General features: G+C 39.2%; 7 protein-coding genes and 1 pseudogene. 2 read left to right on the top strand and 6 right to left on the bottom strand.

What is annotated here, in order from left to right; translation table 11 throughout:
* Nucleotides 1-72: 72 nt before the first annotated feature.
* From asnB to nagB, 3 genes are all read right to left on the bottom strand, one after another.
* The gene (gene asnB / locus FD729_RS00890) at nucleotides 73-1,740 is read right to left on the bottom strand and encodes an asparagine synthase B (RefSeq protein ID WP_159931419.1); all 1,668 of its coding nucleotides are present in this window, start codon (nucleotides 1,738-1,740) and stop codon (nucleotides 73-75) included.
* A 519-nt stretch (nucleotides 1,741-2,259) separates the two neighbouring features.
* The gene (nagA, locus tag FD729_RS00885) at nucleotides 2,260-3,414 is read right to left on the bottom strand and encodes an N-acetylglucosamine-6-phosphate deacetylase (protein WP_159931418.1); all 1,155 of its coding nucleotides are present in this window, start codon (nucleotides 3,412-3,414) and stop codon (nucleotides 2,260-2,262) included.
* 60 nt (nucleotides 3,415-3,474) lie between these two features.
* On the bottom strand, nucleotides 3,475-4,275 hold the full coding sequence (nagB, locus tag FD729_RS00880; RefSeq protein ID WP_159931417.1) for a glucosamine-6-phosphate deaminase: 801 nt from the start codon (nucleotides 4,273-4,275) through the stop codon (nucleotides 3,475-3,477).
* A gap of 1,004 nt (nucleotides 4,276-5,279) precedes the next feature.
* Between nagB and glnS the strand changes: the two genes are divergently transcribed.
* The gene (gene glnS / locus FD729_RS00875) at nucleotides 5,280-6,953 is read left to right on the top strand and encodes a glutamine--tRNA ligase (RefSeq protein WP_159931416.1); all 1,674 of its coding nucleotides are present in this window, start codon (nucleotides 5,280-5,282) and stop codon (nucleotides 6,951-6,953) included.
* A gap of 455 nt (nucleotides 6,954-7,408) precedes the next feature.
* Here the strand turns inward: glnS and fur are convergent.
* A pseudogene (gene fur, locus FD729_RS05250) lies at nucleotides 7,409-7,862 on the bottom strand (ferric iron uptake transcriptional regulator).
* A gap of 256 nt (nucleotides 7,863-8,118) precedes the next feature.
* A complete protein-coding gene (gene fldA, locus FD729_RS00870; protein ID WP_159931415.1) occupies nucleotides 8,119-8,649 on the bottom strand; it encodes a flavodoxin FldA in 531 nt (176 codons plus the stop codon).
* Between the two features lie 1,225 nt (nucleotides 8,650-9,874).
* Here fldA and pgm point away from each other — a divergent pair.
* Nucleotides 9,875-11,518: a phosphoglucomutase (alpha-D-glucose-1,6-bisphosphate-dependent) gene (gene pgm / locus FD729_RS00865; protein ID WP_159931414.1), complete on the top strand. Its 1,644-nt coding sequence runs from the start codon at nucleotides 9,875-9,877 to the stop codon at nucleotides 11,516-11,518.
* A 450-nt stretch (nucleotides 11,519-11,968) separates the two neighbouring features.
* Here the strand turns inward: pgm and FD729_RS00860 are convergent, their stop codons facing one another.
* Nucleotides 11,969-13,252, bottom strand: coding sequence for a citrate synthase (locus FD729_RS00860; protein ID WP_159931413.1), 1,284 nt, complete (start codon nucleotides 13,250-13,252; stop codon nucleotides 11,969-11,971).
* Nucleotides 13,253-13,297: the final 45 nt, after the last annotated feature.

Here is a 13,297-nt window from a genome sequence, read left to right as displayed (position 1 = left end):
TGATTCGTCATAAGACTTTTATATCATAATTACTTTAAAAATGAAGAAATAGTAATGTATGTATTAGGTTATCTATTGATAAGTAGACTGATGCACACTAACTACACGGCCAGAAGGATCATTTATTTTTTTAAAAGTTTCATCCCATTCCACTGCTTTGGCCGACGAACACGCTACAGAAGGACCGCCCGGAACACATTCCGCCGCACTAGGCAATGGGAATAGATCTTCGAAGATTTCTCGATAAAGATAGGCTTCTTTCGATGTCGGTGTATTATAAGGAAAGCGGAAGTGTGCACTCACTAATTGCTGATCGCTTATCTTCTTTGATGCTGCCTTTTTCAGATTATCGATCCAACTATAGCCAACACCGTCAGAAAACTGTTCTTTCTGACGCCAGAGAATCCCTTCTGGGAGATCGGAGGAAAAGCATTCACGTAAAATATGTTTCTCCATCTTACCGTTTTTGCCACACAACTTATCCTGTGGGTTGATGCGCATTGCAACGTCGAGAAATTCCTTGTCTAGGAAAGGTACACGTGCTTCTACACCCCATGCTGACATGGCTTTGTTGGCGCGGGCGCAGTCATACAGATGCAATGCCTGCAATTTACGTACATTCTCTTTATGAAATTCTTTGGCATTTGGCGCTTTATGGAAGTAAAGATAACCGCCAAATATTTCGTCCGCACCTTCGCCAGAAAGTACCATCTTGATTCCCATTGCCTTGATTTTACGTGACATCAAATACATCGGTGTCGAAGCACGAATGGTAGTAACATCATATGTTTCAATGTGGTAAATTACATCACGTATTGCATCCAGACCTTCTTCCGCAGTGAAGTGTATTTCATGATGTACGGTGCCAAGATAATTGGCTACGGTTTTTGCCGCTTTTAGATCCGGTGCACCTTCTAAGCCGATTGCAAAGGAGTGCAGGTGAAAACAAGAAGCTTCACTATTGCTCTGATCTTCGATGCACTTCGATGCAAAGCGCCTAGTAACTGCTGAGATGATGGAGGAATCTAAACCACCTGAGAGTAACACACCGTAAGCCACATCTGACATTAGATGGCTTTTTATAGAATTTTCCAGCGCTCTCTTCAGAAGGGCAGTATTAGTGATATTATGTTCTACGGCAGCATATTCCATCCAATCACGCTTCCAGTAGCAACGAATTTCACCATCAGTGCTGGAAAGATAACTTCCAGGTGGGAATTCTTTAATTGAACTGCAAACTGGCACTAGGGCTTTCATCTCAGAAGCAATATAAAAGTTGCCGTAATCATCATTTCCCATATATAGCGGGATAATGCCGATATGATCGCGTCCTATCAGATACTCCTGCTTAACTCTGTCCCACAGCACAAAAGCAAACATGCCCTGTAGGTCGTCAAGGAAATCGATACCTTTTTCCTGATAGAGTGCTAAAATAACTTCGCAGTCTGAACCGGTTTGAAATTGGTAATGATTTCCTAGTTCGGCTCGTAGCGACTGATGATTGTAAATCTCACCGTTAACTGCTAAAACATGGCTGCAATCAGCGTTGTACAGCGGCTGTGCACCGTTATCAATGTCAACGATAGACAAACGCTCATGCGCTAGGATTGCTTTTCCATCAGAGAATACACCGGACCAATCTGGTCCTCGGTGACGCATCATGCGAGAACTTTCTAGTGCTTTCTTGCGTAATTCAACCGGATCGCTTTTCAGATCTAACACACCAAAAATAGAACACATATTTTGACTCCTGAACTTGCTTCTTGTAGACGATATTATTTTTAATATGGGAAGGGAGTAATAGATAACTACATGATGTATGAGAAAATGTGTTATTCAATGCATTTAATGCAATCAGATGCAGCTCTGTTACTGACATCAATATTATTGATAATGCTGTTATCTTAAATATTCTCTAATCTAAATGAAATCTTAAGGATCATAAATAGATGACGCAAAGTGCCTAATAAAGAGGGAGGTGAGATAGAAGTACTAAAAATATATATGAGTGATCAAGCGTAGAATCAGTTGAAATAAAATGTTACATTATCAATGTAACGTCTCTAATTCTCAATCACTCTAAGATCCCACCTGGGGAAAATCACTATTATATTCATTTAAGGTATGCAATGAAGCAATAAATAAGGGCTAGATATCGCATACATAGAATTATTATTCTGTTCGAATTTTTCTTCGGAGCAGGGGCCGTTACAGAAGACGAAAGGGGCCTGCTATTTGTATATTATCGATAACAGTAATTTAGTTTTTACTCTCTAAGACATCATCGCCATTGACAAATGTCCTGAGTATTTCAAAATCACGGTTGAAAACAGTTAAGTTAGCAACTTTCCCTGCGTTAATAGAGCCTAACTGTTTATCTACGCCTATTGCCTGTGCTGGATAAAGCGTTGCCATACGCAGTGCTTCATCTAGTGGAATGCCTACATCTTCAACGCTGTTACATACTGACTCTATCATGGTAATAGAGGAACCACTTAGTATACCCTGCTCGTCTACGCAAACCCCATCGCGATGGTATATTTTTTTTCCGGAAAAAATAAACGTATCAACATTACCACCAGCAGGTGCTGTGGCATCGGTAACTAGCACTAGTTTATCACCCTTAATGCGTTTTGCGTTGCGCACATTAGCAAAATGGACGTGTAAACCATCTACAATAATACCGCAGTATACTTCAGGTGAATCGAACAGCGCACCGATTAGACCTGGCTTGCGGCCGACTAATATGGGCATTGTGTTATAGAGATGGGTCGCAAAAGTGATACCAGATCGGAAGCTTGCTTTGGCTTGCTCATAAGTGGCATTGGAATGGCCTGCAGATACGATAATACCTGCCTCTGTTAGCTGGCGAATCACACGCAGGCCGGATTTTTCAGGCGCTAAAGTTACTTTGGTGATCACGTCAGCATTATCACATAAATAATACACCAATTCCGGATTGGGTGGTCTGATTAGATCAGAATTGTGGATTCCTTTCTTAATCTTATTCAACCATGGACCTTCTAAGTGTAATCCAAGTGCTTGATTATTATGTTTTATTTTGTAAGCGCGCATGGTATGAATCGCTTGTTGAATTAATGCATTTCTACTAGTGATGAGTGTTGGTAAAAAACTGGTACAACCAGATTTTGCGTTAGCACATTGCATAATTTCCAGCGTTCCCACGCTTAGGGCATCAATATCATCGTTAAATTGAACGCCGCCGCAGCCGTTGAGCTGTAAATCGATAAATCCGGGAGCAATAATTGCTCCTAAAACATCCAGTAACCTTACATGACTAGGTAGTTCACCGTATGGGCAAACGCGCACAATTAGACCATCGAAGATGACCACAGCATGATTAATCAGAACTTCATAACCAGTATAGATTCGGCCATTCACTAATGCGTACATTTTAATTTCTCCCTGGTTAGAATTTTTCTAATGTTTCAGGTAGAAATTTATAAGATTAATTCACACGCCTTGCATATTTTTCTTCTCCATTTCTAGGAAATATTTGATAGTTTTAACTTTTAATTCCATAGTGGAAGGTTCGTCGCATACCACTACAGATTTCTCGTGCAGCTGTAGGCAGCTGATAGTCCACATGTGATTAATATTACCTTCGACAGCTGCCTGTAGCGCTTGTGCTTTGGCTTGCCCGGTCACCAAAATTACTATCTCTTCTGCATCCAGCAACGTGCCAACGCCAATGGTTAGTGCATATTTTGGTACCTGATCGACATTGCAATTAAAAAATCGTGAGTTCGCTATACGTGTCTCTTGTGTCAATGTTTTAATACGGGTACGGGACGCTAGTGAAGAGGCAGGCTCATTAAAAGCGATATGCCCATCGTTACCGACGCCGCCCATGAATAGGTTAATTTTACCAAAAGTGCGAATCTTTTCTTCGTACTGAAGACATTCAGTATCAATATCTGATGCATTACCATTCAAAATATTGATATTTTCTTGTTTAATGTCAATATGATTAAAAAAATTACGATGCATGAAGCTATAATAGCTTTCCGGATGTTCTTTCGGCAGATCGACATATTCGTCCATATTGAATGTAATAACATGCTGGAAGCTAACCTGGCCCATTTTATGTGTTTTAATAAGGTGTTTGTAAGCTTCTAGCGAAGTACTGCCTGTCGGTAGTCCTAAAATAAACGGACGATTCGCAGTAGGGGCAAACGCATTGATACGATTTACAATATGACGAGCTGCCCACTTACCGACTTGCGTAGAGGTAGCCAAGGGAATAAGTCGCATATTTCACCTCATTCTGAAAAGAGAATGATATAGCAGTGATTACGAGTGTTATTTAACCTGAATGTTTCAGGACATTTTTTTATGTGGTCGCTGCTGTTTCAGCATATTTTTATATCATGAAATAAAGTGTGAAGAATCACTATATACCTCTTTGTTTATCAGTTTTTTTTAGTAAAAACTAACACATCATAAATTTTCATCATTTTAAATGAAAATTTATTTTCCTGTGCATCTTGCAACGTGCAGTATAGTGTCCATGACACGTTCACTAATGACGATATAGAATAAGTGGAAATAAAACTACAAACTACCATCATAGCAGTAAAGTAAATTGACACTTATGTTAACTGTCCACTTTAAACGAAGGTGCGTTAATTGGAAAAGTAGAGCTTGTAGGTGAGTATCGACATCTAAAATTACAAGTATCGATGATGAGAATACTGGTGACGTAGATCAGGACAAAATAATTGGGTTTAATAATATTTGATGAAACCTTCTCACATAAGGGATTAAGGTCATGGCTTATTTATCTGGAAACCAGTAATGAAAAATTCTTGATAAAAATAAGTAGTAACCGTTACTCGGTAGTTGAGGGTAAAGGTTGTGCAATAGTGACAACAGATACGTCCGTGCTGAATGTAAGTCTAAATTTTCTTAGTGCAAATGCAAGTGCAAGTTCGATGATTAGTTCAATGATAATAATGAAGCTTTAATTGTTTATGGGCCTCGAAAATAGTAGTCATTGTGTTAGACCGTAGCCAGTGCTTCCTCTCTTTGTGTATTAGAAGGATACATAATCCCCCTATGGAAAAGAAACAGATAACATAGCGTTATGAACTGGTTATACCCCAGCTGCTGTAGCAACATAAAGTAGATGTGAAATTAGTACTATATTCTGTTTTATCATTTTTAAAATGGCTGTTTTCCTTTAAAGCATTGTTGGAGATTATTTCATTACTATGTGGTACAAATCCCCCACTATATGATGTATTGAGGATTAAAAGATGAGTCAATCTAGAGCCAGTCCAACTAACTTTATTCGTCAAATCATCGATGAAGATTTAGCTAGTGGCAAGCATAATAGCGTGCATACTCGGTTTCCACCTGAACCTAATGGTTACTTGCATATTGGTCATGCGAAATCCATTTGCCTAAATTTCGGTATCGCTCATGATTACCAGGGGCAGTGTAACTTACGTTTCGACGATACAAATCCAATCAAAGAGAATATGGAATTTGTTGAATCCATTAAACGTGATGTACAATGGTTGGGCTTTCAGTGGGATGGTAAAGTACGTTACTCCTCAGATTATTTTGATCAGCTTTATTGCTATGCAATTGAACTTATTAAAAAAGGTCTAGCTTATGTTGATGAACTGCCACCTGAAAAAATTCGCGAATATCGTGGTACTTTAACCACTCCAGGCAAAAATAGTCCGTATCGTGATCGTAGCGTGAGAGAAAATATAGTTCTCTTTGAGAAGATGCGCAACGGCAAGTTCTCCGAGGGAAAAGCCTGCCTACGTGCGAAAATTAATATGGCCTCTAGTGTTATCTTGATGCGTGATCCAATACTTTACCGTATTAAGTTCGCCAAACATCATCAGACCGGTAAAAAGTGGTGCATTTATCCGATGTACGACTTTACACACTGTATTTCCGATGCGCTGGAAAATATTACCCATTCACTTTGTACGCTAGAGTTCCAGGATAACCGTCATCTTTATGATTGGGTGCTGGAAAATATTACCATTTCGGTACATCCGCGCCAGTATGAATTCTCGCGACTTAATCTTGAATACGCAGTGATGTCCAAACGTAAGCTATTGCAGTTGATTAGTGAAAAAGTTGTTGAAGGCTGGGACGATCCGCGTATGCTGACCGTATCTGGGCTGCGTCGCCGTGGATATACAGCAAATTCAATCCGCGAATTTTGTCGCCGGATAGGGGTAACTAAGCAGGACAATGTGGTGCAAATGGCTTTACTAGAGTCCTGTATTCGTGAAGATCTAAATGAAAACGCGCCACGTGCTATGGCAGTAATTGATCCACTAAAGATAGTTATTGAAAACCTACCATTAGGGTATAATGAAACCATTACTATGCTGAATTACCCCAATAAGATGAAAATGTGTACTAGAGATGTGCCGTTTGGTCGTGAAATATGGATCGATCGAGCTGATTTTCGCGAAAAAGCCAACAAGCACTACCAAAGATTGGTATTAGGCAAAGAAGTACGCCTACGCAATGCTTACGTGATCCGTGCTGAGCGTGTTGTGAAGGACAAAGAGGGTAACATCACTTGTATTTACTGCAGTTGCGACATGGATACATTACGCAAAGATCCAGATGACGGTCGCAAGGTAAAGAGGGTTATTCACTGGGTGTCGGTCACCCAAGCATTGCCAGCAGAATTTCGTCTTTATGATCGTCTCTTCAACGTACCAAATCCAGGATCGGCAGAACATTTTCTAACCACCATTAATCCAAATTCGCTGGAGATTCACCAAGGGTTTGTTGAGCCATCTCTACAGAACACTATGCCTGATACTTCTTACCAGTTTGAACGTAAGGGCTATTTCTGTGCTGACAGCCACTATTCTCGACCAGATAAGCTGGTATTTAACCGTACTGTGGGATTACGCGATACTTGGGCAGAAGCGAACATTAATAATTAATCGTAAGATGAACTATAAACTAGTAGGCTACATTTATTTTTATAGCTATAATTTGTATCCTCTTAAGAAGTAAGATATTAGCCTGATTTTTTATAAAAGTTGTATTAAAAGCATCTTTCATTAAAAATGATGATCCGGATCAAATTTTTGATCTTATCTTATTTTTATTGGGGGATTTTTTATAGTGACCACACCCTCGATTTAAATCATATCGAGGGGGGGTTGCTAAGTTAGTTTTAAGTAGAAACATGAAGAATGAATATCAAACGATTGATTAATAAGTTTTTATTTTTAGTTAAAAGTATAAAACACGATTCCGAGTGTATATTATTATTAATTATTAATTGTAGTATACAAAATGTCATTTGATACTGGTTTTGTATATAGAAAAATAACTATCTACAATATATAAAAAGTGGAAGTATATCAGCTTTTAAAGATACTGCATAATACGCCTAATAATGGAGTTTTTCATCTTTTGTACAGCAATTGCCTATAGCACAATGCCCATAAAAATACATCGCTATGGTTAGTCAAATTAATTCCATGATAACTAACAATATCACGTTGACAAGTTTCAATCGATTCGTTGCGGAACTTAATTACCTTATACCGCAGTCAAGGTAGATCAAATTATCATGATATTGCTACTGCGTTCATTCGAATACTGATTTCCCGCTTTCAAAATTGTGACGCATCACCATGCCTCCCTCCATCCTCAAACTGATTGAGTACACGATAAACGGTTGCTAGACATATTTTTTCTTATATCAATTATACGTTTATTTTATATAAATCTTCCGCGCTGGTATGATGGCACGGATATTCCTGAAGTACTACCGGCATCTTGAGATTAGACAACGTAACTTTCAGACCAGCTTTCTTTAATACAGAATCATTTTCATTAATGCGTACATCATCCTATTTTTTAGATTAATGACAGCATCTTTTCTGAAATGTCTTTCATTATCTATCCTCATTTACGTTTTATTTATAAAAATAGAGACTTGAAATAAAAAATTAGGGTAAGTAAAAATATCCACTATGAACATAGATTGTAAGTAAATACATAATAAGTCGGGTAAGACGGACAGGATTTTCGTTGTTATCTTTCTAACCATCATAACATTATTGTAAGATAAGTCATAAGATTTGTAGAGGGTAATCAGGTATTGAAAATTTCTTGTAGCTGTAATTTTTCATAAACTTGACTAACCCAGGTATCAACACGCTGATCAGTTAATTCCGGCTGACGATCTTCGTCGATAGTCAGGCCAAGAAAATGTTTGTCGTCAGCTAAGCCTTTAGATGCTTCAAAAGAGTAGCCTTCTATCGGCCAATGACCTATTATTACTGCACCATTTGGTTTAATGATGTTGTAGATTGTTCCCATCGCATCGCAGAAATATTCGGCATAATCTTCTTGGTCGCCACAGCCGAAAAGTGCGACTAATTTGCCTTTAAAATTTATCTTTTCTAGAGTTGGGAAAAAATCATCCCAGTCACACTGGGCTTCGCCATAATACCAAGTTGGAATACCTAAAAAAAGCATATTAAATGCTTCAATGTCTTCCTTTGTGCTCTTTGCAATATCATGTAATTTAGAGATATTTTTACCTAGTCGGTTGTGGATCATCTTTGCAATTTTTTCTGTATTTCCGGTATCACTACCAAAAAAGATGCCTACGATTGCCATAGGATAATAGCCTCTTAAAATGCTAATAATGAGATCTATGCGTAGTTCGCACAAGTAAACGAGTGATAGCAGAGAAGTCAACAAGGTAAAATTTAAAATTTTTAAAATTTTCTAAATGTGTTCTTGCGTGCATTTTACTCGATTTGGTTTAGTGTAAGCCATACAGTAAAATTTGTGCAATAAGTGCACTATAGTGGATAGTGTGTTGCCTATCTTTGGGTTTATTATTAATCGCATCTACAATTTTGCTGGTCTTTGCACGTTGTTTCATGGACTGTGCTTTATTGATGTGTAGTAGAGTATCTCATTGCACACTAACAGACTTTTTTTGGTAGATGGAGATAATAATCTTTTGAAAAACATCTACCATATGGTACATATTAAAAGATTCTTTTACTATGGATTATGCATCCTAAGAAATAAATAGGACGTTCTATAACGTAATAGACTGCTACGACTTAAAAAATGGGAGGCTGTAAACATTAGTGCATTATCGTACGATTCATCTTACAAAAGATGATGAGCTCCAATGCTAAAAATAGAAAAATAATTTTTTGTCTTCATTTTTTTAAGAGATGAATCATTGCTTTTCACCATAGCTAAAAACCTGCACCTATAGAACACCGAAAATTAACTCAGCAACACTACTATCCTCTCCATAAAAGCCATAATCTTCAAGGGTTACTTACTATCGTCAAAGAATGACACAACCAATAGTTAGTGCTTTGATGTATTGCATATACCACACGATGTTTAACTACACTAATACTTCAGATACGAATTATTGCTAAGAATTTCGTGGTAATGACATTAATCCAATTAATATACTATCATAACTGGTAGTATCAAATATATCCTGTGCCATAAAAATTTTAACACATTGTAAGGTGCATAGCTGCAGGTAGTAGTTGCGCATATCAACTTAAATTAATGTACATATATCTTTTCAAGTATTGAAATAGCAATATATAACTTCATCAAGGAAGTCTATCTGGCCGATAATTCAATTTTAGGGCAATAATTATACTCTTTAAAATGGCACTTATCCAAATCCGAAGATATTCTTGAAAACGTTATATTCTATAAACAGTAATATTAGACATACAGGTATCATGATGCAATCATGCTATTACTTTTATAAGTAAAATATTAAATTTTTATTTTAAAAGATAGCACATAAAGTTTTCAATACTATTTAAAAACGACGCGTCAGGGAGAAACGCCAATGGTTAGTCATCCTCGTGCCGGACAACTCGTCCAACAGAGTGACTTGATTAACGTTGCACAGTTAATTTTAGAGTACTATGTCTTGCATCCCGATATAGGTAATCATGACCATGCAGTAAAATTTGGCACCTCCGGTCATCGCGGTAGCGCAGGACGTCATAGCTTTAATGAGCATCATATTTTAGCTATTACTCAAGCAATTGCAGAAAAGCGTAAGAAAAATGGTATTACTGGACCTTGCTATGTTGGCAAAGATACGCATGCGCTCTCTGAGCCAGCGATTCTATCCGTACTTGAAGTACTAGCCGCCAATGACGTAGACGTTATTATACAACACAACAACGGGTATACCCCAACTCCCGTCATCTCGAACGCCATTCTAGAACATAATAAGCGATATATCACGCAGGCGGATGGTATTATCATTACACCATCACATAACCCACCGGAAGATGGTGGCCTTAAATATAATACTCCCAATGGAGGACCAGCCGATACCAACCTTACAAAAATAGTAGAAGATCGCGCTAATCAGCTAATTAAAGCAAACTTAAAAGAAGTAAAACGCCTACCGCTGAATCAAACATGGGCGAGTGATCGGATTATTGAGAAAGATCTTATTCAGCCTTATGTCGAAGGTTTAGCACAAGTAATTGATTTCGCGTCTATCCAAAAAGCAGGTTTAAAGCTCGGTGTCGATCCGTTAGGCGGTTCTGGTATGGAATCTTGGAAGCGTATTGCCGAGAGCTACAAACTAAATCTAACCATTGTAAACGACGCTATTGACCAGACCTTCCGCTTTATGCATTTAGATAAAGATGGTGTGGTGCGTATGGACTGTTCCTCTGAATGTGCAATGGCCGGGCTGCTAGCATATAAAGATAAGTTTGATCTTGCGTTCGGAAATGACCCGGATTGTGATCGATACGGTATCGTGACTACTGCTGGTCTGATGAACCCAAACCACTATATGGCTGTTGCTATCAATTACTTATTTCAGCATCGTCCTGAGTGGGGTAGAAAAGTCGCTATAGGTAAGACGCTGGTCTCCAGCGTAATGATTGATCGTGTAGTTCACGACATAGGCCGCAAGCTAGTAGAAGTTCCAGTAGGCTTTAAATGGTTCGTTAACGGCTTATTTGAAGGTAGTTTTGGATTCAGCGGTGAAGAGAGTGCAGGCGCTTCTTTTTTACGTTTCGATGGCTCAGCTTGGTCAACGGATAAAGATGGCATTATTCTCTGCCTGCTGGCAGCAGAGCTTACTGCTGTGACTGGCAAAAATCCACAGCAGCATTATAACGAGTTGACAGTACGTTTTGGTATGCCAAGTTATAATCGTTTACAAGTGCCAGCCACTTCAGCGCAAAAAGCAGTTCTCTCTAATTTATCACCGAAAATGGTAGGTGCCGACATACTAGGAGGCGATCCTATTACTGCACGTCTCACGGCGGCTTCAGGCAATGGTGCCTCGATCGGAGGCCTAAAAGTAATGACTAAAAATGGCTGGTTTGCTGTGCGGCCATCAGGCACTGAAGATATATACAAAATTTATTCAGAAAGTTTTCTTGGAATTGAACATCGTACACAAATCGAGGAAGAAGCGTTTCAAATCGTAAGAAAAGTACTGAAGACAGCTAATTAATGGGTACCTTGACAGATAGCTGTGCCAAAGAGTGTTTGCAAGCTACAAACTTTAGTTATGTAGTAAGTCATATTAATACATGAGCCACACAAAACACCCTGTATCTATGAAAAAACAAGAAACGGGAGTTTTTTGAAGGGATTTTTCATTAAAGGGTTTCATCGCCTTGTTCATCCGGGTGCCCTGGCCCCACAGGGTGGAATACTAGCATAGCGATCTTCTAGTATTGTGTGATCTACATCCTCTTCGCCAACGAACTATTGAGGAACATGAGTTATCCTACTATTACCGTTGTGGTCTTGGTGGTAGTAATAATGTTGACCTCATCATGTTAAGGAATGAAACGACGCTCTATTAACTCGTATTCAAGAATGTTAGTAACAGGATAAAATTGGAGTCGTTATCAAAAAAATAGGCGGAGAGCAATCTCCGCTTTTTCTGACTTCAATCTTATTTTTTCAATTCAGAGGTAAATTCGCGTTCGGTGTAGCCAGTGTAGAGCTGGCGTGGCCGTACGATTTTCATTTTTTCGTCATGCATCTCTTTCCAGTGTGCAATCCATCCTACAGTACGTGCCATGGCAAAAATAACGGTAAACATGGAAGAGGGAATACCAATCGCTTTTAGAATAATGCCAGAATAGAAATCGACATTTGGGTAAAGTTTACGATTAATAAAATAAGGATCGTTCAATGCAATATGCTCTAGCTCCATTGCAACTTCCAACAGGTCATCTTTCATGCCTAATTCGTTCAGGACTTCATGACAAGTTTCACGCATCACAGTGGCACGCGGGTCGTAGTTTTTGTAGACACGGTGGCCAAATCCCATCAGTCGAAAAGAGTCATTCTTATCTTTTGCACGGCGCACAAATTCAGGAATATGCTCAACGGTACTAATTTCTTCCAACATACGTAGGCATGCTTCGTTAGCACCTCCGTGCGCCGGTCCCCATAGCGAGGCGATACCAGCTGCGATACAGGCGAATGGATTTGCGCCGGAAGATCCAGCGGTACGTACCGTTGATGTAGAGGCGTTCTGTTCGTGGTCGGCATGCAAGATCAAAATGCGATCCATAGCGCGCTCGAGGACCGGATTTACTAAATATTTTTCGCACGGTGTGGAGAACATCATATATAGGAAGTTACTAGCGTAAGAAAGGTCATTGCGCGGATAGATAAAAGGTTGGCCAATGGAGTACTTGTAACACATTGCTGCCATGGTTGGCATTTTCGATAATAAGCGGAAAGCAGCAATTTCACGGTGACTCTGGATGTTCACATCCAAAGAATCGTGATAGAAGGCCGCTAATGCACCTGTCACACCACACATGACTGCCATTGGATGCGAGTCGCGACGAAAACCATGGAATAGACGGGTAATTTGCTCATGGATCATGGTATGACGGATTACTGTTTCGCGGAATTCGTCATGTTCTTTTTGTGTCGGGGCTTCGCCGTTTAGCAAAATATAACAAACTTCCAAGTAATTGGAGTGTGTAGCTAATTGGTGGATAGGAAAACCTCGATATAGTAAAATACCTTCATCACCGTCAATATATGTAATTTTTGATTCGCAGGAAGCTGTAGAAGTGAAACCCGGATCGAAGGTGAGCAACCCCTTAGCGCCTAAGGGGCGGACATCAACTACGTCTAGACCCAGCGTCCCTTTCAGAATATCCAGTTCAATACGTGCATCATCCTGTAGAGTTAGTGTCACTTTTTTATCTGTCATTTTCGTCTCCATTCCCAGAGTCTTGTGTCATGTAAGCAAGGGCAT

This window comes from Pantoea sp. Nvir, from assembly GCF_009829915.1.
Taxonomy (GTDB): Bacteria; Pseudomonadota; Gammaproteobacteria; order Enterobacterales; family Enterobacteriaceae; genus Pantoea.
The sequence above is the reverse complement of the archived record's forward strand: the minus strand, read 5'-3'. Positions and strand labels throughout refer to the sequence as shown.